Genomic DNA, 23,409 nt, shown 5'->3' on the forward strand with positions numbered 1-23,409 from the left:
ACTTATTGAGTTCAATATAGTTTTTTCTGAGAGGTAATTTTGCAGGGGGCAGCATTGAAATAGCTGCTTGCTAAAATTGATTTGTCAAAAACCTATATTCTGATTGTTTTTAGTTTTAATTTAGTTGCTTTTAGATCCCGTGGGCAAGCCTACTTTAAAAGAAGGGCTTCTGATCAAGCCTGGGGAGAAAATGAAGTTGAGATCTAAAAATTTCAACAGGTCGGAACGTTTAAAATATGAATAGAATAATTGCTTTTTTGGTTTTTGCGGCTGTTTTAACCGGATTATATTCTTGCAGATCGGGTGATTCAAGCGGTGAAGTAGATAGTCTCTATCGCTTCAGAGAGTACATTCGGCACCATACTTCGGGCAGGCAATCTGTGGTAGATCCGATTGTGATTGAATTGATTAAACCGCTGGATCAATTTGATTTAGCGCAAGAGCTGCCTGCCGATTACCTGAAGATCTCTCCCAGGACATCGGGGAAACTGGTGATAGAGAATGGCACCAATCTGATGTTTGTGCCAGATGAAAAACTGAAGGCAGACACAGAATATACTGTCACCCTGAAGCTGGACAAGCTCTACGACGATCTTAGCAAGGATTTTAGATCCTTTTCATTCAGTTTTAAGACGCTTACGCCAAATTTCAAAATCAACACAGAGGATCTGCAGTCCTACTCACAGGATTGGCAATATATCAACGGATCATTAGAGTCCAACGAAATCCTCACCAAAGATGAAGCTGCCGGGATTATAAGGGCAAGTCAAAACAAACAAAACCTAAAAGTCAGCTTTACTGAACCTCTTCCTGCTGCAAGGCACTTCAGCTTTGTTATTGACAGCATCAGACGTTTCGAAGAAGACTCTGAACTTCTTATCTCTTGGGATGGGAAGTCCATCAAATCCAAAAACAATGGAGAAGCTGTTTTTCCTATTCCTGGCAAAAGCAACTTCTCTATTTTATCTATAAATGCGGCTATGGTACAAGGGTCTTTTCTGAAGATCAACTTTTCGGATCCTTTGGTGGAAAACCAAAACTTCAATGGACTGGTCAGCATACAGGATAGGAATAACCTGAGGTTTGAAGTGAATGGGAATGTGCTCAGTGTCTATCCGGAAGATAGGATCACAGGAGCAGTGCTCGTGGAGATTTTTGAAGGGATTTCCAGTGTCTATGGCTATAAACTGAAAAAAAACTTTTCTGAGCTGATCGCTTTCGAGCAATTGAAGCCGGCATTGAGGGCTGTTTCCAAAGGGGCAATCCTTCCAGGTTCGGCTTCCACTCCCTTTTATTTTGAAGCGGTCAATCTCAACGCAGTGGAAGTACGGATTATTAAAATCTTCCAAGACAACATACTGCAGTATCTGCAGACCTCCAATCTCGGTGATCAATCCACCTATAATCTGAATACGGTAGGGAGAAGAATTGCCAAGAAAACGATTCAACTTGAAAGCACCGGGCTGGAAAATGATGGTGTTTGGAAAGCTTATGGATTGAATCTGTCAGAGTATTTCAAGGCAGATCCGGGAGCAATTTACCGCGTGGAGTTGAGCTTTAAAAAAGAGCATACCGCATACAATTGTGAACCGGCATTGGACAGTACTGTTTCTGATGAGTTCGAGGACGATTATTATTACGATGAATATGATAGTCCCTCTCAGGATTTGGATGAAGAAGAACGTGAAGAACAGTACTGGAACAATAAAATTTACCGCTGGAGGACTTATTCATATAACTGGGAACAGCGGGATAATCCTTGCCATGCGGCCTATTACAATGAAGAAAGAGTGTTGTCCACCAACGTGCTCGGTTCGGATCTGGGGTTCATCGCCAAGAGTGGCGGCAATAAAACCTATCGTTTTATCACTACAAATCTCCTGACAACCAACCCTGAGGGAGGTGTAAAGATTTCCTTGTACAACTTTCAGAAGCAGCTCATCGGTGAACTGACCACGGAAGCTGATGGTATGGTCACCCATGAGGAGAAACAGCATATTGCATTTGCGGTGGCTCAAAAGAACAACAACTATGCGTATTTGAAATTGGAAGATGGGAATATGTTGTCCCTTAGTAATTTTGATATCTCCGGAAAAGAGCTCCAAAAAGGTCTCAAGGGATATATCTATAAAGATCGCGGTGTCCATAGACCGGGAGATACCATCCACTTGACATTTGCGCTGAATGACTTGGGGAATCCTTTGCCCGCAGGACATCCCGTGACACTGGAGGTCTCGGATGCTCAGGGTAAAATCGTGCAGAAAACCGTGGCGCAGGGCATTGAATCTAACCTCTATTACTTTCCCATCAGCACTGAGGCGGATTCGCCCACTGGTAACTGGAGGGCAACGGTTCATGTAGGCGGAGCCAAATTCTCAGAGGTGCTCCGAGTGGCAACCGTCAAGCCTAACCGGTTGAAAATCAACTTGGATTTTGATGAAGAAGTGCTCTCAGCTGCTAAGCCTATCAGAGGAACTGCCACGGTAAACTGGCTGCATGGCGCCATAGCCAAAAATCTGGATATAGAAATGGAGGCAACGATCAGAAGCACATCCACGGCCTTCAAGGATTTTCCAGAGTATGTATTTACAGATCCGATCAGGACATTTGAAGAAACAGAAGTGTCCATCTTAAAAGGAAAAGTTGACGCTGCCGGTAAGATTTCCATTTTCAAGGAGTTGGAACTTAACAAAAATGCCCCGGGAATGCTCCGGGCCAGTATCCTTACCAAAGTATTTGAGGGTGGAGGTGATTTTTCGTTGGATGTGTTTACCAAGGACATCGCTCCATTTAGCCATTTTGTGGGACTTAAATCGCCAAAAGCGCAAGGTTATGGATCGTATTTCACAGATGAAAATACCCGTTTTGAAGTAGTCTCGGTGGATGAAAATGGTAAACCTGTGGGTAATCGAGATTTGCAGGTAAAAGTTTACCGTATTGAGTGGCGCTGGTGGTGGAGCCGTGGAGGTGATAACCTCTCAACGTATGAAAATGCCAGTTTACACAGACCATTCAAAGACATCAATGTCAGTACCGACGCAACAGGCAAAGCAAATTTTGAATTAGCTATTCCGGAGGAAGAGAGTGGACGATACCTCATTAGGGTCATAGATCCTAAGAGTGGGCATGCCACTGGGCGGGTGACGTATTTCTATAGAAACTGGTGGGCAAGTGCAGGTACTGCTGATGCGGAAAGTGCAAAGATGCTGATATTCTCAGCTGACAAAGAAAAATACAACGTTGGGGATAAAGCAGTCATTAAATTTCCATCTGGAACTGCAGGACGGGCATTGCTGAGCATTGAAAACGGCACTAAAGTTCTTGCCACCAAATGGGTAGAAACCCAAAAGGGAGAAACGCAGACGACGCTGGAAATCACCAAAGAAATGGCACCGAATATCTTTGTGAATATTTCATTGCTCCAGCCCCATGAGCAAACAGCCAATGATCTGCCAATACGTCTTTACGGGGTCATCCCCATTCTGGTAGAGGATCCTTCCACGGTACTGTCTCCGGTGCTTGAGCTGCCGCAGGTACTGAAGCCCGAGGAGAATTATGTGGTTAAAGTTTCGGAGCAAAACCGAAAGCCAATGAGCTACACTATAGCTGTTGTAGATGAAGGACTGTTGGACTTGACACGCTTCCGTACCCCGGAGATCCACAGTGCATTTTACACCAAAGAAGCTCTCGGGGTGAAAACCTTTGATATGTATGATGATGTGATCGGAGCCTATTCTGGAAGTGTGGAAAATATCTATGCCATAGGGGGAAGTGACGATGCCGCCGGAGCCAAGAATCGGAAAGCTGACCGGTTTAAGCCGGTAGTCACTTTTTTGGGTCCCTTTACGCTGAAGGCTGGAGAGAAGGTTTCACATACGTTGAAGATGCCGAACTACGTCGGTTCAGTACGGGCTATGGTAGTGGCGGCTGACAATTCCATAGCGGCTTATGGGTCGGCGGACAAAACTGTACCTGTAAGAAAACCGCTCATGGTTTTGGCTTCCTTGCCCCGAAAGCTTTCACCTGGGGAAAAGGTAACCTTGCCGGTGACTGTTTTTGCGATGGAGAATAAGGTGAAAAAGGCGAAAGTAACGGTCAAAACCTCAAAAGGTCTGAAAGCTATTGGGGGAAACAGCAAGACGGTAAGCTTCTCTGCTCCGGGTGAGCAGATCGTGAATTTTGACTATGAAGTCAACGATATCGGGATCCAGACGATTGAGATAAGTGCTTCCGGATCTGGTGAAGAGGCTACCTATCAGATAGAAATAGATGTAGAGAATCCAAACCCGGTAACCCATTCCGTAAAAGATCTGAATCTGGAGCCCAATGCGACTCAGACTTTCTCATTCAGCACGTTTGGAGAGGAAGGCAGCAATGCCGCTTTCCTCGAATTTTCCACACTTCCCCCGATGGATTTCACCAGAAGGATGCAGTATCTGATCCAGTACCCGCATGGATGCGTGGAGCAGACCACTTCTGCTGCGTTTCCACAGTTGTTTCTGGCAGATATATTTGATGTGACGCTAGACAGGAAGCAGCAGATCCATAAAAATGTGGAAGCAGCCATCCGTAAGATAAGTACGTATCAAAACCCTGATGGGGGACTAGGGTATTGGCCAGGAGCCCGGGATGCGGATGAATGGAGTACCAACTATGTGGGGCATTTCATGCTGGAAGCAAAGCGTAAAGGGTATGCTTTACCGTTGACTTTCTTAAGCAGCTGGCTGCGTTTTCAGCAGAGTGCTGCAAGGCAATGGCGGACAACTAGCAAGCCTTACAATACCTCCCTCATTCAGGCATACCGACTTTATACGCTGGCTTTGGCAGGTGAGCCGGAGCTTGCGGCGATGAACCGGTTGCGGGAAACTGATAAATTGGGCAATGATGCTAAATGGCGGCTGGCGGCCGCATACTCACTGGCTGGTCAGGAGCGCGTGGCCAAAGAACTGATCGCTACTGCTGTGCTTGATTTCCAACCGTCCACCTATGATTACTATACCTATGGTTCTCCTTTCAGAAACCGTGCGTTGGCATTGGAAACCATGGTGCTGATAGGTGAAGCAAAACAGCGGGATTTGGCTACCTCCCTAGCAAAAGATCTTTCCTCTTCCAGATGGTTCAGCACTCAGGAGACTTCCTATGCGCTGATTGCACTGTCCAAGATGGTAGAGAAAAATGGCGGAAAGCAGCTTGAAGTCAGTTTCACGCAAAACGGTAAAACGGCTACGGTAAAGACACATCAGGCTATCTCGCAGCGGGAGCTGACAACTTCCATGGGGGAAAATACAGTCACGGTCAAAAACGCCAAGGATAATCTTGTCTATGTACGGCTGATCCAATCCGGAAAACTTCCGGTGGGAGAGGAGCTGGATGAGCGCCGTAACTTACAGGTTGTAGCCGCCTATCTCGATGGAGAAGGGAAGAAGTTGGATCCATCTTCTGTCAGACAGGGATCTCAGATCACCGCACAAATCCGGGTAGAAAACACATCGGCTGATTTTATAGCTAATGTGGCCTTATCGCAGTTATTCCCAAGTGGTTGGGAGATCGTCAATACCAGCTTCACTGAGATGGGTGGAGGAGCTAAGGGCAATGCCAGTTATACCGATATCCGTGACGATAGGGTTTATTTCTATTTTGATCTCAACAGCAAGGAGAGCAGAACATTCACTGTCAAATTGAACGCTTCTTATTTGGGGAGCTATTATTTGCCGGGTTCCCAGGCAGAAGGAATGTATGACAATACGTATTTTGCCAGAACCAAAGGCCAATGGGTCGTTGTGGAAAAGTAAATGACCCGGAAAAAGGAACAGATAAAAGCCGTTCTGGTAAAACACAAAGTAAAAGTTTTACTGGGTCTGCTGATTTTTCTGGGGTGGTTTTTTTCCCTGCCCAAACCGGTCTTTGATGACCCGATGTCCACCGTGGTGGAAAGCCGTGAGGGTGAGCTTCTCGGTGCGCGTATCGCAATGGACGGGCAATGGCGTTTTCCTGCTCAGGATTCTGTCCCACGACGATTTGAGTATGCTATCCGGTATTTTGAAGACGAGTATTTCTTTCGCCATCCCGGTTTCAATCCGGTGGCTATGGGGAAAGCAATTCTTGCTAACCTGACCCGAGGCCAACGCAGGGGGGCAAGTACCCTGACACAACAGGTAATCAGACTCTCCCGGAAAAATAAAAAGCGGACTTATTTCGAAAAACTACTGGAGCTTATCCAGGCCACTAGGCTTGAAGCAGGGTATAGCAAAAGAGAGATTCTTAACCTGTATGCTTCACACGCGCCTTTTGGGGGAAATGTGGTTGGGCTGGAGGCTGCCGCATGGAGGTATTTTGGGACGTCTTCGGAAGATCTGAGCTGGGGGCAAAGTGCTGCCTTGGCTGTCCTTCCAAATGCCCCGGCACTGATATACCCCGGGAAAAACGAGGTTTTGCTCAGGGAAAAACGGGACAGACTACTGTTCAAGCTCCATCAAAAGGGAGTGATCGATGAGATGACGTATGAGCTGGCACTGTTGGAATCCCTACCGGGTAAACCTTTGGCTTTGCCCGATGTGGCACTGCACTTTACTGAAAAAATAAGACAAAAGCATGAGGGGAGGCGGGTAAAATCCACGTTGAACTTACAGCTTCAATCCAAGCTAAACCAGATTACCCAAGACCATCATTACCAGCTGAAGCAAAACCAGATCCACAACCTTTCCATCGTGGTCCTTGACGTACATACCCGGCAGATCATTGGGTATGTGGGCAATAGCCCAACAGAAACGGAGCATGGGAAATATGTAGATGTAATCGATAAGCCGAGAAGTACGGGAAGCCTTCTGAAGCCCCTGCTTTTTGCCTCAGCGATGCATGCGGGAGAACTGCTACCGCAGACATTACTTGCAGATGTGCCTACCACGATCAATGGATACAGCCCACAAAACTTCGACAAGAAATTCAATGGTGCGGTCAGTGCGGGGAGTGCTTTAAGCCGATCCTTGAATGTACCTGCCGTGAGACTATTACAGAACTATGGACTGCAGCGATTTTATAATCAGCTGAAAAAAATGAAACTGGGCCATGTGACTAAACCAGCTGACCATTACGGGCTTACCCTTATATTGGGAGGTGCTGAGAGCAGTCTGCTGGATGTGACGAAGGTCTATGCAGGATTGGCTTCCACGCTGAATGAATATACCGTTAATTCCAGTCAATATAGAACTGAAGAATTTATGGCTCCTATCTATGAGCTGGGGCAGGAGGTGGAGTTCGGTAAATTACAGTCTGATCCGCCGGTACTTGGAGCAGGTGCAATTTATAAAGCATTTGAAAGTCTGCGGGAGACCAACCGTCCCAATGCGGATGAATCCTGGGGATTTTACCAAGATGCCAGGCCTATTGCCTGGAAGACGGGAACAAGCTATGGGTTCAAAGATGCCTGGGCTGTGGGAACCACTCCTGATTACGCAATAGGTGTTTGGGCAGGCAATGCGGACGGGGAGGGACGTCCCGGGTTGACTGGGGTTCTGGCAGCCGCTCCGGTCTTATTTGATGTATTAAAGGAATTGCCTGTGAAAAAACTGTGGTTCGACATGCCCTATGATGATTTGGTTCAGGCTGAAATATGCTCCCTCAGTGGGCATCGGGCGGGATTATACTGTGATGGCACTACTACGGAATGGCTCCCTGCCCAGGGTATCAAAACAGCTACCTGTCCCTTCCATAAGCCGGTGTTTTTGAATGCCTCAGGAACTTACCGGGTTAATTCTTCCTGCTATCCTATGGATGATATGCAGGCCGTCAATTGGTTTGATTTACCCCCGGTGATGGCTTATTATTACGCTTCTCTCAACCCACAGTACAAACTATTGCCGCCTCTGGCTCCTGACTGTGTCGCAGAGGAAGATCCGTTGATGGCATTTATCTATCCTCGTAGAAATGAACAGGTGATCTTGCCGAAGAATTTTGAGGAAACCGTGAATGATGTCGTATTCAGGCTTGCTCACCGCAACCCCGATACCAACGTTTATTGGTACTTAGACGAGACTTTTATAGGAGAAACAAAAATCTTTCATGAGCTGGCTGTTGTGATAGCTCCCGGAACTTATTCGTTGACTGTGATGGATCAGGAAGGACATTCCATCAGTGAGAGAATCGAGGTGATGAAAACACAATGAGTAAGAGGCTTAATTTGCCGTAAAGCTTGAATTTATTTTTCACCCTGTGGTCTAAGTTAAAAATGGTGCTCCAGTTTTAATCGGATATGAGGTTAGGGCGGATACTTGGTTGTGGATCCGCGATCCGCCCTTTAAACCTATGTCTGTTTTATCCTTTATTTTACTACTGTTGCTTCAAGCTCCACACTAAGTGTTTCAAACAGACTGACGACTTCCAACAATGTCAGAGCCTGTTTCATTCCGTGCTTGGCAACCCAGTCTTGTAGAATATTAAAATGAGGCCAAAGCTCTTTTGTTGAGGTCGTGTAAATGTTCAGACGAACAATGTTTTTGCATTCGTAGCCGGCTTCACTGACCACCTGTTCGAGATTTTTAATCGCCAGTTCCAGCTGGGTTTTCATGTCCGCAGTGCTCGATACCCCATTATCATCAATGGCAGTTTGGCCGGAAACATATAGTGTTCCTTCCGCATTTTTCACTTCGACTGCTTGGACATAGCTGCGCGCGTCCTGCCAATTCCAGGGATTGATTGCTTTCTTTTCCATCTCAATAGTTTTTGTTTTGTATTGTTCAGCAAATTTAAAGCTGCCGCAACACTGGCACCCGTGACATAGGTCACTTTCTTAATTCGGGCTTGCTGAAAAAGTCTCAGCTATGCCAGGCAGGTTCAAGGCGGTCGAGTGATGGTGTATGCTTATACTTCCAATGAGGCCAACGTAGAAGATGGTATAGTAGCGTTTTTCAACATGCCCTAATTCGGGATTAGAAGTGACTAAGTGGTAAGTCTGCTCAAGGTTTCCCTGGAAACACCGAGATAAGACGCTAACAGTGATTTAGGGACGCGCTGAACCAAAGCTGGATATCTCTTCAGTAAACCTTCATACCTTTCTTTTGCATCTGAACTTAACAGTGACAAAATCCGCTGTTGCGAAGCTATATGACCAGAGGTAGCCTTTTGAAGGAAAAAATGCTCGATTTTAGGATAGGCCAAGCACAGGTTTTTGTAATCAAGCAGACTGATGCAAAGTATGTCAGAATCTTCCAGACATTGGAGGGACATCCGAGCCCTGGTATTTGTGGTAAATGCCAAGTAGTCGGTTTCCCACCAATCTTCCATGGCAAAGGACAGAATGTGCTCTTTGCCGGATTCATCTGTGTGGATAAGCTTTAACAGCCCTGAAAGAACGAAATAGGTGTAAGGAACGCGTTCACCCTGCCTTATCAAAAACGCCCCTTTTTTGAATTTTTGGAGGAAAAAGTAGGAGCTGACCGATGCAAATTCATCATCGGTCAAGGCGATAACCTCCTCTATGTGCCTTCTTAGCCCATGCATGATCTTGCTAATATTTTCAAAATGTAGGATCGATCAAAATTTTATATGTGTATCCGCTTATCCGCATGAATATCCTTTGAATTGATGCTGGAGGTTCAAATTTAGTGATTCTCTCCGCCGCCGCGGAGGGCTAGGGGGATTTTTTCCAAGGCTTGAGGCATATATTAATTGTTCCAGTCATGCATTGTAGTAGTTATTGGGATCGAGCAACGATAAACTTTCGATAATTTAAAAACTTTTATTTGGAACATTCGTTCCGTTATGTATATATTTGCGGAACATTCGTTCCATTATAAAGTTTAACTAAAAAAGAAAATGAGTAAACTAAAAAACAAAGTTGCGGTAATTACAGGTGGCAGTGCCGGTATTGGGTATGCCACTGCCAGAGAATTTATTGCAGAGGGTGCTAAAGTGGTGATCACGGGCCGTAACCAACAGCTAATCGACGAAGCAGTGTCAAAATTGGGAAGTAACGCAATCGGTTTACGTGCCGATGCATCGAAGATTTCCGACACCGACGATTTGGTTGCACAGGTCAAATCACTGTACGGTAAAATCGATCTATTGATTGTCAATGCAGGAGTGGCATTGCAAGAGCAGATCGGGGAGGTAACAGAGGAAGTTTTTGATTCCCTGATGGATATCAATTTTAAAGGGGCGGTTTTCACTACCGAGAAATTTATACCCATTCTGAATGACGGAGCCTCCATCATCCACGTGACATCAGTGAGCGCCTATAGCTATGCCACAGGCACCAGTATTTATTCGGCAAGCAAGGCTGCACTGACTGCCTATAGTAAATCTGCATCGGTAGAATTGTCAGGAAGAAAAATAAGGGTAAATACGGTGGCCCCTGCTATGACCGACACAGCTATGATCTACAAAGGTGATCTGGGAAGCGAGGAAGTCCACAACTTCCTGAAAGAGAAAATTATGCCTTTCAAACGATTTGGAAAGCCTGAAGAAGTTGCCAAGCTTATTACATTCTTGTCTTCGGATGATGCTTCGTTTATTTCAGGTGCGGAATACACCATTGACAGCGGCGCTTCAGTCAATGCTATTAGGATATAAAAAATTTGCCTAAAAACGGAACATTCGTTCCTGAATTTAGTATCTTTGTAGGGAAGTACGCTTCTCTACAAAGATTTTATTTTATGGCCAGGACAAAAGTATTTGATGAGCAGGAGGTATTGGACAGAGCAATGAAGTTGTTCTGGGAAAAAGGCTATAACGCCACTTCAGCGCAGGATCTGGTGGACAGTTTGGGTATTAGCCGTTCCAGTTTGTACGACACTTTTGGAGATAAACATTCTCTTTTTGTAAAGGCTTTGCGGCAATATCGTAAAGAGAGGGTGGATCCTGTCATTGATTCACATAACATTGTAGAAGATGTGGAGGCCTATATCAGGTTGTTTTTTGAATCGGTCAAAGATGAAGCAATCGGGGATCACAGCTCTAAGGGTTGTTTTGTGGTAAATTCGGCTGTTGAATTGGCACCCGTTGATTCAGAGATTGCCGCCATCTCCAATTCCATTATGCGCGACACAGAGGAGGCGTTGTGTACCGTCATTAAAAATGGTCAGGATAAAGGCATTTTTACGACTAAATATCCTGCCCGTTCGCTGGCAAGGTTTGTTTTTAATTCATTGAACGGACTCCGGGTCACGGTAAAGTTTGATGCGGATAAAGATATGTTTGAGGATATTGTCAAAGTTTGTATGTCAACATTGCGGGTTTAACTCTTGAAGGACAGTTCTGTATTATATCTGATCTATGATAATGGTATTTGCCGTCATGGTAAAGATGTACTGTAGAAGAAAGCCGCGTGTCCCTTCAACAAAAGCCCTTAATCAAAAAAAAAAATAGAGTTGCATGGTTAAATTCATAGGTTTTTCCATTCAAAACGGGATAAATGGAGATTTTTGCTGAGAGGATGTTATCGGGTTCTCTAATATTCATCCGAGTAACTCAAGCCGCAAGAAAAGTCTTAATGGATTGAAGTGGCCCTCGCACCATACCTACAGGAACCATTCAGATCACCACAACTGTATTCTCAGGACTGTTTTAGGGTGTGCAATTAGTACAGAGATAATGAGTCTCCTTAAGATCAAATTACAAATAGATGAAATCGCTACATAATTATTTCAACAGATATACTTCGGTTTTAATTTCTGATCAGGAATTTGAATACATATTCAGTCATTTCACTTTCAAGAAAATAAAAAGAAAGCAATTTTTATTGTCACAGGGAGAGGTGTTTAGCCACTTTTCATTTTTACTAAAAGGAGCTATGCGCAAATATTTTGTTGATGACAAAGGCAAGGAACACGTGGTGAATCTTTACATTGAGAATTGGTGGCCAGGTGACCGGGAGAGTTTTGTTTTAGGTACACCTAGTGCCTATAACATAGTGGCTTTGGAGGACTGCGAATTGCTTATGATTTCAAAAGAGAATACAACTAAATTGTGTAGAGAATGTCCGGTTTTTGCTAAGGTATTATTAAAGCTTGACGAGAAAAGCAACATTGCTTCACAAAAGAGGATAGTTTCCAATATTAGTTCTTCTGCCAAGGATCGTTATGAGGAACTGCTGGAAAATTATCCTGAATTTTTGCAGCGTTTTCCCCAACATCACATAGCTTCTTACCTAGGGATTACAAAAGATACGCTAAGTAGAATACGTAAACAATTACTTAAAGAATAGAATTAGATTAAATCCGGTATTGATCTCATGAGGTAGGATTGATATAAAGATTGGTGAATATGGATAGTCAGGGCATGCTGAAAAACGCTGCTAATTAATCAAAAACTATAATTCTGAATGACTAAAATTCTTTTTACGAGAAGAGTTTCCCAGCTAGCCTCAGCTGTACAATCTTCTACGTTGGCCTCATTCGAAGTATAAGCATACATCATCACTCGGCCGCCTTGAACCTGCCTGTCCGGTAGTCCCGTCTCCCGGAGGGCAGGCAGGCGGGCAGGACTGGCATAGCTGAGACTTTTTCAGCAAGCCCTAGTCAAGCAATGAAAGATGATTTGTTGGATTACAGAAAAACGGTAATTTGACCAATATGATGGGTGGTTTTGTTCCCTCCTATACGAGCTTAAAATATCCTAAGGGTTTTTGATCCCACATATACTGATAAATGCTTTCAGTACAGGAGAGGATAAATTTTCTTTTTTGTAGATTAAAACAGTTTTCATTTTGCTTACTTCTTTGGGTAGATTGAAGGTTTTTATTTTTCTGCCACTATAAAAAGTTGATATGATTTCACTGGGCAAAAAACCAAACCCTATTCCGCATTCAATGAAATTTATCACTCCTTCGAGCGAATTGATCACCGTCTTATGATAATTTAAAATATTGTTGCTGACCAACCACGCTTCTAGGCGGGTCCGGAAAAAACAACCTTGATCATATACAATCGTTTTGACGAGGCTTTGATTAAGTAGTTCATCCAAACTATTAAAAGACATGGGAGTAACTGCTACTATGTTTTCATCCATAATGTGAATCTCCTCTAATCCGGCGATAGAGTGGGGGGCGGGGATAAATGCCGCATCGAGCCTTTGATTCAAGACATCATTGATCAATCTATCGGGCATGGCAGAAGTGAAATCAAGATCAATATGTGGGAATTTATCCGCCAGTTCTTTTACCAGCTCCGGTCCTTTAAGAGCCATCGTAGTTTCTATAAAACCAATTTTGATCTGGCCTTTAACAACGCCGCCCTCCCCAATCTCCAATTTGGCTGCTTCTACTAAATTGTCGATCTGTTTTGCGTATTGAAGCAAAGTTCTTCCAGCGGGTGTCAATTCAACTTTTCTTGAAGTCCTCAAAAATAGCCTTGCTCCAAATTCCTTTTCAAGAATTTTGATTCTTGCCGTTACGTTAGACTGTACCGTAAACATGGATTCTGCGGCTTTTGTGAAGTTTCCTTGAAGTGCGACTGCCTCGAATAATTTTAAATCGTTAAGATTCATAAATCATAAATTATGATAGTACCCATCTTTTTAAATTATTTCTAATAATAAAACTTTGCGAATAGATTTGAACTTATAGAAGCAATATAAATAAAATAGCGAAGGTCTTAGCCGCATTTGTGCTGACCTTTCCAACAAAATCCTGTTGTATGACATCCTCAAAAAAACCAGCGGAAAATTCAGTAGGAAGCATTCATAACAAAATTTATTATCGTAATATAGTGCTTGGAGTGCAAAATATTCTTTATCGTGAATCGGGCTTTTTAAGCGCACCAGCCATTTTGCTCCTCCATGGGTATCTGACCTCCTCCCATATGTTCCGGAATCTTATGCCGTTACTGAATCAAAAGTATCATTTAATTGCTCCTGATCTCCTTGGTTTCGGCTATTCAGATGCTCCTGATAGATCCAAATTTGCTTATACATTTGACAGCCTTACAAAGTCTTTGCAGGCATTCATTGATCAACTTAAGCTTACAGGATTTGCAGTGTATGTATTTGATTATGATGCTCCGATAGGGTTTCGCCCGATGATGAGAAATCCTGAGAAAATTACAGGGTTTATCTCAAAAAATGGTAATGCCTATACGGAAGGCCTCGGATCTGCTTGGGATCCAGTAAAGAAGTATTGGCAAAGTGATTCGCAAGAAGATAGGGATGAATTAAGAGGATTTGTCAAAGAAAAGGAGCTTGAATTTCAATATTTTACTGGAGTTTCAGATCCTGAATTGACTGCGCCGAAAGTGTACACTTTGGACCAGTATTTTCTAGATCGGGCAGGTTCGAACGAAAATCAGTTAGATCTTATCGGAGATTATAAGAATAATGTAGAATTGTATCCAAAGTTCCATGAATACTTTAGAAAGCACCAACCAAAAGCCCTGATAGCATGGGGATGTAAAGATCCGTATTTTTTGCCTGAAGGAGCTCAGGCTTATGAGAGGGATATTCCAGATGCAACTGTAAAATTCTATGATACGGGGCATTTTGCGCTGGAAACACATGTAGGGGAAATCGGGAATGATATCCTGGATTTTATGGCTACACTTCCAGAATAAGCGGAATCAAGCAGATTGTCCATGAGGTGGGATAAATGGAATTATTCTACTTTAACAATTGCTAATAAAAAATGTGTGAAAATTGAGTGGTCATTTTGAGCTATCGCAGCATACGTAATCATGTATCAAAGCCTATTAAACTATATTTCCAAATACTCAGGTTCATCTATTTCACTGGATGAAGAAGAAATGATTAAAAGGGTATTTCAGCCAAAGAAGTTAAAGAAGAGACAGTTCTTTTTGCAGGAGGGCGAACTTTCCAGATATACAGGTTTTATTACGAAAGGTGCCATGCGCCAATATTTGATTGACGAGAAGAAAGGAGAGCAAATTGTTAACCTATTCGTTGAAAATTATTGGGCAACTGATCGCGAAAGCTTTTTTAATCTGACACCTTCCAAGTATTACATAGATGCTTGGGAGGAAACGGAATTACTGGTAGTAAACAGTACGGATTTTGCAGGATTAATGGCTAAAATACCTGCCATTGTCGAAATGCTTCGCGTCATGGATGACAGAAATGCGATTGCCATGCAAAAAAGATTAGATGCCACCATCTTCAATACAGCAGAAGAGCGATATAATGACTTTTTGAACCATTATCCCCAATTTAGCCAACGATTTCCTCAGCATCAAATAGCCTCTTTTATAGGGATTACCCAAGAAACCTTAAGTCGGGTGAGAAGAAAATCAACCAAGTAATCGGATGTGCTTGTTGCCGGATTTTTAAATGGGACTGTTGACAAATGCCTAGGGTGTTTATTGCCATATATCGCATATATCATTGTTCAGGGCCATTCCGTTGCCTGATTTTATTTTACAAAGTAAAATGTCATTTTCTTTGTTTCATGTGTTTATTGATGTTCGCAGCTATGGACAAGGGTTGGAACCTACCCTCAATTTATAAGTGAGTTGATTTTGTGTCTTTGGTTTTATCGACATTTGTCAATGCCCTTTGCTTTTATTTGAAATAAATTTGGATAGAAATCAGAGAAAATTATTTCGCATGCTCATATAGAGGACGAAAGTGGCAGTGTTCTTAGCGCAATGCTATTATAGATTGATCCTAATTAACTGGTAAACAGGGGAGTGTATTGATAAGTGGTCCGGGATTTAATCAGGTCATTGAAAAGAGTATTATAGATATCGTAGTTGATGTTTATATGCCTCCACAGTGGGACTTATTCGCTGGATACTTAACTATTATAGTTTCAATTTGCGCTATAGCTGGACAAGGCTACATATTATGGACTCGATTAATTTTATTGAGTCATTTGTTTTTGTAAGAAATTGGTTTGCAAGTATTTAGGTGTAATCGTAAATATGTTTGAAAGTAGTGATATGTCATTCATATCGTCTAGTGGTCAATATTCTGCTTATAAATATGATTTGCATATGGTGATAATTTATTTATTCTGTTTAGAATGACTACTATAATTTGGTAATATGTATATCCGCTTTTCTGCCAGTAAAACAATAAAAGCATCATAGGATTCGGAAAACACCAGCGTCAAGGCCACTTCGGTCACCCGTCTTCGGTCTTCCGTCCAGTAGAGCAAAGAGAATATGGTTACTGGCATCATTGCGGATAATCACATTTGGTAATTATAGATATGCCATTTTCAAAAAATTATTTATTTTAAATTTACTTTGTTGTTATGATATTATCAGGTATCGGATTAAATATTAAGGGATTAGTATTGGATAGGTTGCCTTATGAAGTTATATGGTTGGATTATAATGGAAATGTTGTTTATGCCAATGAAATGTTTTGCACTATATTGGGTTATAGCAATGAAGAAGCTGTACAGTTGTCCATATCAGATATTAACGTTACGGTGACTCCCGATAACTGGAAAAGCCATTGGCAGGAAGTTTCTGAAAAAGGAGTCATTACTTTTCCGGCAATACACAAAACAAAAGGAGGGAGGTTTTATAACGTGAGCGTGTTTGCCCAACATTTTTCATACAACGGAACAGAATTTATATGTGGGATTTGTCATGAAATCACCGAATCCAATTTTTATAAAAACCTGATTGATCACACAAAGGTGATAGGAAGTGTGGGGGGGTGGGAACTAAGCTTGCAGAATGGATCCTTACTGGCTACTACCTGTGCTTTAGAGATTTTCAATACCGAAGATTCGAAGGATTTAGCTCCTTCTAAAATCATACATAAATTTAAAGATAGTAGTAGGCTAGATTCGCTATTTGGACAATTAATTAAGAATGCGATCGCTTTTGATGAAGTATTTGAGACGAAGGATTTTCCACCGAGGTATATCAGGGCTATTGCAAAACCTATCCTGAAAGGGCATGAGGTTTTTAAAATCTCAGGAGTTTATCAGGATATCACGGAGATTAAGCAAAAAGAAAATGATCTGGCACTCTATAAAACCATCATTGACAATGCACAGGATCTGATTTATGTCTATAACGATAAAGCGGACTTGTTGCATTACAGCGAATCATTGGTTGAAAAACTGGGGTTTACCAAACAGGAACTGGATCGGCTTAATATGTTTGAGATAGACCCCTCTCTTACACCGGGATTTTGGAAAGGGCATTTTAAGGAACTAAGGGAAAAAGGATCACACCGTTTGGAATGGATAATTACCAGGAAAGACGGAACGAAGTTCCCGGCGGATATCACGGCAAGCCATTTAAAGTATTATGGTGAGGATTTTAGCTGCGCCGTTGTAAGGGATATTACGGCAAGAAAGAAGAGGGATCTGGAATTATATGAAGCCTTGGAGGAAATCAAGTCGCTAAAAGAGCGTCTTGAAAATGAGAATGAATACCTGCAGCAAGAGATAAGCAAAAATTTTAATTATGCCAATATTTTGTACAGCAGTGCTTCCTATAAAAAAGTGCTGACACAGGTTGACCAGGTGGCCGCTACGGATACCACGGTGCTGATCACAGGTGAATCCGGGACAGGGAAGGAATTGCTTGCAAGTGCCATACATAGCAATAGTAGAAGGAAAAACCGTCCTCTGATTAAAATCAATTGTGCGACACTACCCAAGGAGCTGATGGAAAGTGAGTTGTTTGGCCATAAAAAAGGCGCGTTTACAGGTGCGATGGCCAATAAGATGGGGAAGTTTTCCCTAGCGGATGGGGGGACGATCTTTCTTGATGAGATAGGGGAGTTGCCAGTGGATCTTCAGCCCAAGCTACTCCGGGTTTTGCAGGAAGGAGAATTTGATGAACTGGGCGGCACGAAGACCATCAAGGTTGATGTGCGGATTATTGCGGCAACCAACCGCGATTTAAAGGAAATGATGCGTGAGGGTCTTTTTAGAGAGGACCTTTATTATCGCTTGAATGTTTTTCCCATCTACAATATTCCCTTACGTGCCAGAAAAGACGATATACCTTTGTTGGCCCAATATTTTTTGGAGAAATATTCGGCGAAAGCGGGCAAATCTTTTAAGCGTTTGGCGACAAAAACAATTGAGTGTCTGATGAATTATAATTTCCCGGGGAACATCAGGGAACTGGAAAATTTGATCGAGCGTGCCGTTATCGTGGAGAATGGCTCAACGCTGGGCCCGGGGAACTGGATCCCTAAAAATGAGATTTCAGCGTTTAAAACTGATTTTCAGCCCTTTGAGGAGAAGCAGAGGGAATACATCATTGAAGTGCTCGAACATACCAATTGGCGGATCAGCGGTCCTAACGGGGCCGCCGCGATTTTGGAGATGAAAGACAAGACCTTGTTTGCTAAAATGAAGCGATTGGGTATAGAGAAAAAGATTAGTTTGAAGTCTTTAGGAAATCTTAAAAGCAATTAATGATTTGATCAGTCAAAATGATAGTTTTTAATCTATTATTGCGTTTTTCAGCATGCCCTAGATGATTTCGACACATGGGTAAAGAAGGCTACTGCGGTGATGGTAGATAAACTTACGGCTTAGCTAGGACTAAAGCCAGACACCTGATCAAACGCTGTTATAAGGTCAGCGATCTCGGAATATACCCAACCTTGCCATTTTAGCCTCTAATGTAGTTGGCTTTATATCCAGCAATTCAGCTGCTCCCCCTTTTCCACGGATTCGGAAATTTGCTATGTGCAAGGCCTTCAGAATATTGTCTTTTTCTGCTTTAATTTGGGGCTTTACAATTGGCTTAGAAGAGTTCTCACTTGTAGTCAATTCTTGATCAGACGAAGGTTCGGATAGCAATGGTTCTACCAATGAAATTACTGGGGAGGTAGCCATAATTGCCGCGCGCTCAAGTAAGTGTTCCAATTCGCGTATGTTCCCAGGCCAGTGATAGTTATGCATCTGTATCTTCGTGGTTTCAGAGATTCCTGTTAGGCTTTTACCTAGTTTCTTTGAGATTTTTTGAAGGAAATACATAGCTAGCGGCATAAGGTCTTCATTGCGTTCCCTTAATGGAGGTAATTTAATAGGGAATACATTCAGCCGATAGTACAAATCAGAGCGGAACCGGCCTGCGGCAATCTCATCTTGCAGGTTTCGATTAGTAGCGGCGATAATCCGCACATCCACAGGAATCGGGCCTTTGCCCCCAACGCGCTCAATTTCTCTTTCTTGTAGTACCCTGAGCAGTTTAGGCTGAAGTTCAATAGGCAACTCACCAATTTCGTCCAAAAAGATGGTGCCCCCATGAGCCAGTTCAAACTTGCCTATACGTTTTTCTGTGGCACCGGTAAAACTGCCTTTCTCATGCCCGAATAATTCGCTCTCGATAAGCTGAGGTGGCAAGGCCGCGCAGTTTACTTTGATCAACGCTTTGCCTTTACGGGATGAGCGGTTGTGCACTGCTCTGGCAATAAGTTCTTTCCCAGTTCCTGTTTCTCCCAGGATCAGCACAGTATAATCTGTAGGGGCTACTTGGCTGATACTTTTAAACACATTCACCAATGCAGAACTTTCTCCGATCATTTCTTCAAAATTGGCACCTGTTTTCACTTCCTCTATCAGATATTTATTCTCCTGATCTAGTTGCTCACTCAGTCGCTGGATTTGGTCAAAAGCCATCAAGCGATCTACTGTTAAGGCCAGAGAAGGCCTTAAACGTTCCAGTATAGAGAGGTGTTCTTTCAGGTAGGTAGAAGGTTGGCGGCTGAAAAAGGAAAGGAAAAAAGTACCGTTTGTGGCTGTTTTAAGGGGTATAATCAAGTTAGACTGCATATTAAAAGTCTTGGAGATCAAGTGTTTGATTGGGTTCCTCCGACAGAGTTCTTCAAACGCTGCCCCATTATAGATAGCTTCTGTCATATCAGGTATCTGTTGCTGTATAGCCTGATACTTTTTTACCGTAAGCCCAGTCATCTGAAGGAAGTTTTCTATCCAGATAGTCTGGTACTCCTCTTTTCCTATACGAAAGAAACTACAAGAACGGTAGGAATCAACTAAGTGGTTTTTTTCAAAACCTATAATGAAATAATCAAATGGAATATGCTCTTGGAAAAGACTGGTTACTTTCAGTAAGCGATCCTCCCAAGAACCATTTCCAGAGAATGCATCAGTCAAAGCAATCTGCAGCGCTTGCTCTTGCCTTACACGTACTTCAATACGATGCGCATGGCGATAATGGGCAATTTCCAGTGCAATGAGTACGTCTTTTTCACGGAAAGGCTTTACGATAAATCCATACGGTTGGGTGGTTTTTACCTCTTCAAGAATACTTGAATTGGTGTTAGCCGACACATAGATAAACGGAGTATTTTCTTCTGCCAGTAATCTGGCAAGGTCAATGCCTGTTTGTTCTCCCTTGAGGATGATATCAAGCAACACCAGGTCCGGCTTTTGCTGATTTTTGAGTTCAATGGCCTTGGCTACCGTAAAGGCAATGCCACTAACCCTATAACCGGCTTTCTCAAGAATCTGCCGTAGATCATTGGCAACAGCGAATTCGTCTTCCACTATCAAGATGGTCTGCTGGGATGGCATTATCTGGTTGGTGGTATTAATTGGCATAATCTACTTTATTATGAATGGGACTTATTTTCTCATCTGCAAAGAGTAGGGATATTTTTACCCCTTGACTGCTTTCTATGTGTAACTCAGCCCCTAGTTGTGCACTAAAACCATGAATCAGAGTCATACCTAGAGAACGGATTTGTGAAGGGTCAAACTCCTTGGGTAAACCTACCCCGTCATCTTCAATGATCAACTCATAGCTTGTGTCAGCTTTTTGCTGCAGACTTATAAGTACTAATCCGGCGCGTCCTTCTGGAAATGCATACTTGAACGCATTCGTAATTGCTTCATTTATAATTAACCCTAAAGGCACGGCCAAATTCACATCAAGTTCTATAGGCTCGATGACTAGTTTGAAGCCAACCTGTCGGGATAGCGCAAAGGTGTCTTGTAGGTAAGTTACTACTTCTTCCACATAACCTTTCATGGGGATACGTGCTAAGCCTTCATTCTGATAAAGTTTCTGGTGAATCAGGGCCATAGCCTGTACCCGGTTCTGGCTATCCTGGATGGCAGAGAGAGCTGCTTTATCTTTCAGTGAAGCTACCTGGGAATTGAGTAGGCTCATGACGATTTGTAAATTGTTTTTCACCCGATGATGAATTTCTTTGAGCAGTCGTTCTTTCTCTTCCAACAACTGCTCTAATGCATGGTTCTTCTCTTGAATCTGTTGTTGTTGCTCCTGTAATTTAACTTGCTGGGATTGTAGCTGCCTATTGCTTTGTTGTTTTAACCGGTAACGGTTGTAAATCACTCCCAGCAGCATAAGAAGCATGGCCGCCCCACCGGTAATTCCATTGCGCAATAGTTTAGCCTGCTTTATTTCCTGTTGTTGAAGTTGCCTTTCCTGTGTTAACGTTGTAATGTTTTGCTCTTTAAGTTGTAACTCCTGCTCTTTCTTTTCGGTTTCATACTGCACCTGAAAGGCAATAAGTTGGTTGCTCTTACGCTCATTGAATACTGAATCCTGCAGGGCTTTGTACTGCTGATAGTGCCCAATAGCAGAAGATAAATTACCCCTCAGTGAATCCAACTGAAAGGCATACAGATGCAGATTGCTTATTTGAAGTAACCTAGGATAATTTTCAGTGAGTGCAAAAGCTTGTTCTAAGTGATACTGGGCTTTTTGGTATTGGCCGGTCTTAGAGTAGAGTTTAGCTAACAATGTTGCCTTTGCTATACAATAATCTATGGGGCCACTCGCTCCATTACAATCAAGGGAAGCTTTCAGAAGGTGCTTTTCGGCATTAGGATAGTCTTTCATGGCCATGTAAATTTCTCCCAACACTATATTAATATATATTGTTGTAACCGGATTTTCTAGCTGGTATTTAGGAGAAATTTTCCCCATTATAGATAATGCCTCCCTGGGTTGGTTTAAGGCAACCATAGCTCTGCCTGCATGTATATGAGCTTGGTTGAAAATCCAATTATGAGGAGAATCTTTATGCATTCGGATCAGTTCCTGGGACAATTGAAGTGCCTGTTGAGGTTGGCCCATATCTTCGTAAATCTGTAAAACAAGAAAATAAAATGAATTAATATTTACTGTATCTCCAGATGCCCTTGCTTCCTTGATAGACTCCAAGGCGTAAGGCAAGGCTTGCTCAAAGTTTCCCACCACCTTATGAACATGCCCGAGTTTTTCATAGGTGTATTGCAGCTCCTGTGAGCCGATTGATTTCTGAATTTGTAATACTTCCAGCAATACTCTTAAAGATTGGGCGAAGTCTCCTTGAGACCTACGCATATCAGCTATAGTTCTTAGCGTACTTGCCTCTTTCTCTTTATTGCCAAGCTCTCTGTATAGGGCGACGGCCTTTTCGTAACAGCGTATCCTATGCGGCATAGATTCTTCGGATCTTGTGTAACTATTTCCTAAACGAACCCATAACGCTGCTTGTAGGGAAAGATCTGTCACCTTTTCAATAAGCAGTATGGATTTTTGTTGATATTTCGTTGCCATAGGTAAAACACCCCGTTCCTTGTTAATATGTGCCAACAGGGCTAAACTTCTTGCTTGGCCAGCGACATCTTGTCGCTGAATCTGCAGGTTAAGAGCGCTTTGTGCAAAATAGGTTGCAGAGTCCAGATCCACAGGCAATTCCAAGGGTTTGAAGAGGTAATATTCCCCAATACTGTATAGCAGGTCTGTTTTCTTCTCATCAGGTTTCATCTTTTCAAGCAATATCCTGAGCTGATTTATTCGTTTGGTTTTAAGGTATATCTGAGCCAATAGCAATTGGCTACTTTCCTTACCTTGAGAAAAGGAAAGAGAACGGCTCAAGTCTTGCGCTTTGGTAGCATAGGCAAAAGCAGAGTCCATATCTGCTTGCAATTCCCCCGGTTTATATAAATGATATTTTCCTAACTGCAGATAGAGCTTTACCTGATTGGTATCAGGCTTACTTTTTGAGAGCATCCGTAAGAGGCTATCCGCTTCAATTCGCGGGATTTGTTGTGAATGCAAGAGATAGGGAGGTAGCAAAAAAAATAGATATAGAAGTATGGCTGGGGAGTGTCTCATGCCAAAATAGTTTAGCAATCAAAAGACCAAAAGTTCAACCTATAAGCAAAGCGCTTCAAAGTTAAATCAAGACAGAGAATCCAAAATGGTAATTTGAGTTCCCTATTACCACTTCTGGTGAATTAAGGACTTGAAATCCAAGTGGATTATTATATATTTTTATAATGCTGGTTTCGTGTTTTTTGGGAATTAAAAGTTGAGTTGTTCAATAATTCAGATCAGCTCCCATTTCATTGCACCAACGTCTCCAACCTAATGGAGAAAATTGTATAAAATCTCCAATATAATGGAGTTGTTTTAAAAAACTCTAAAGGAATGGCTAAAGAAGTTCAGTCTATCCTCCCTTAATTGATCCACAAATCTGAATAGATTCATCTAATTTGATATTGCC

14 protein-coding genes are annotated in these 23,409 nt (G+C 42.6%); 8 read left to right on the forward strand and 6 right to left on the reverse strand.

Translation table 11 applies throughout. The features are described 5' to 3' along the window. Positions 1–236: 236 nt before the first annotated feature. A complete protein-coding gene (locus tag LZF95_RS05745; protein WP_233754023.1) occupies positions 237–5,792 on the forward strand; it encodes an alpha-2-macroglobulin in 5,556 nt (1,851 codons plus the stop codon). Beyond that, positions 5,793–8,162, forward strand: a complete 2,370-nt coding sequence (gene pbpC, locus LZF95_RS05750; RefSeq protein ID WP_233754024.1) for a penicillin-binding protein 1C — start codon at positions 5,793–5,795, stop codon at positions 8,160–8,162. It abuts the gene before it with no gap. A gap of 155 nt (positions 8,163–8,317) precedes the next feature. Here pbpC and LZF95_RS05755 read toward each other — a convergent pair whose 3' ends face one another. Together LZF95_RS05755 and LZF95_RS05760 are read right to left on the reverse strand one after the other, a co-directional pair. Continuing rightward, positions 8,318–8,707 carry a RidA family protein gene (locus tag LZF95_RS05755; RefSeq protein ID WP_233754025.1) on the reverse strand — a complete coding sequence of 130 codons (390 nt, stop codon included), beginning with the start codon at positions 8,705–8,707 and terminating at the stop codon, positions 8,318–8,320. Positions 8,708–8,934: 227 nt separating this feature from the next. Next, on the reverse strand, positions 8,935–9,495 hold the full coding sequence (locus LZF95_RS05760; protein ID WP_233754026.1) for a Crp/Fnr family transcriptional regulator: 561 nt from the start codon (positions 9,493–9,495) through the stop codon (positions 8,935–8,937). Between the two features lie 315 nt (positions 9,496–9,810). On the opposite strand from LZF95_RS05760, the gene LZF95_RS05765 reads away from it, so the two are divergent. The 3 genes from LZF95_RS05765 to LZF95_RS05775 all read left to right on the forward strand — a co-directional run bounded on the left by LZF95_RS05765 (position 9,811) and on the right by LZF95_RS05775 (position 12,199). Beyond that, positions 9,811–10,566: an SDR family oxidoreductase gene (locus tag LZF95_RS05765; RefSeq protein ID WP_233754027.1), complete on the forward strand. Its 756-nt coding sequence runs from the start codon at positions 9,811–9,813 to the stop codon at positions 10,564–10,566. A gap of 83 nt (positions 10,567–10,649) precedes the next feature. Next, entirely contained in the window at positions 10,650–11,234 is a 585-nt protein-coding gene (locus LZF95_RS05770) for a TetR/AcrR family transcriptional regulator (protein ID WP_233754028.1), read from the forward strand. 383 nt (positions 11,235–11,617) lie between these two features. Next, positions 11,618–12,199, forward strand: a complete 582-nt coding sequence (locus LZF95_RS05775) for a Crp/Fnr family transcriptional regulator (protein WP_233754029.1) — start codon at positions 11,618–11,620, stop codon at positions 12,197–12,199. A 410-nt stretch (positions 12,200–12,609) separates the two neighbouring features. Here LZF95_RS05775 and LZF95_RS05780 read toward each other — a convergent pair whose 3' ends face one another. Then, a complete protein-coding gene (locus LZF95_RS05780) occupies positions 12,610–13,479 on the reverse strand; it encodes a LysR family transcriptional regulator (protein ID WP_233754030.1) in 870 nt (289 codons plus the stop codon). Between the two features lie 149 nt (positions 13,480–13,628). Between LZF95_RS05780 and LZF95_RS05785 the strand changes: the two genes are divergently transcribed. Continuing rightward, positions 13,629–14,537, forward strand: a complete 909-nt coding sequence (locus LZF95_RS05785) for an alpha/beta fold hydrolase (RefSeq protein WP_233754031.1) — start codon at positions 13,629–13,631, stop codon at positions 14,535–14,537. Positions 14,538–14,657: 120 nt separating this feature from the next. Beyond that, a complete protein-coding gene (locus tag LZF95_RS05790; RefSeq protein WP_233754032.1) occupies positions 14,658–15,239 on the forward strand; it encodes a Crp/Fnr family transcriptional regulator in 582 nt (193 codons plus the stop codon). Positions 15,240–15,943: 704 nt separating this feature from the next. On the opposite strand, the gene LZF95_RS05795 is transcribed toward LZF95_RS05790, so the two are convergent. Continuing rightward, the gene (locus LZF95_RS05795) at positions 15,944–16,120 is read right to left on the reverse strand and encodes a hypothetical protein (protein WP_233754033.1); all 177 of its coding nucleotides are present in this window, start codon (positions 16,118–16,120) and stop codon (positions 15,944–15,946) included. A 75-nt stretch (positions 16,121–16,195) separates the two neighbouring features. On the opposite strand from LZF95_RS05795, the gene LZF95_RS05800 reads away from it, so the two are divergent. Then, complete coding sequence (locus tag LZF95_RS05800) at positions 16,196–18,334, forward strand: sigma 54-interacting transcriptional regulator (RefSeq protein WP_233754034.1); 2,139 nt, start codon at positions 16,196–16,198, stop codon at positions 18,332–18,334. Positions 18,335–18,499: 165 nt separating this feature from the next. Here LZF95_RS05800 and LZF95_RS05805 read toward each other — a convergent pair whose 3' ends face one another. Then, the gene (locus LZF95_RS05805) at positions 18,500–20,488 is read right to left on the reverse strand and encodes a sigma 54-interacting transcriptional regulator (RefSeq protein WP_233754035.1); all 1,989 of its coding nucleotides are present in this window, start codon (positions 20,486–20,488) and stop codon (positions 18,500–18,502) included. Then, a complete protein-coding gene (locus LZF95_RS05810; RefSeq protein WP_233754036.1) occupies positions 20,478–22,913 on the reverse strand; it encodes a histidine kinase dimerization/phosphoacceptor domain -containing protein in 2,436 nt (811 codons plus the stop codon). Before LZF95_RS05810 ends, LZF95_RS05805 begins: the two co-directional genes overlap by 11 nt. Positions 22,914–23,409: the final 496 nt, after the last annotated feature.

Origin of the sequence: Algoriphagus sp. AGSA1 (assembly GCF_021390545.1) — a bacterium.
Taxonomy (GTDB): Bacteria; Bacteroidota; Bacteroidia; order Cytophagales; family Cyclobacteriaceae; genus Algoriphagus.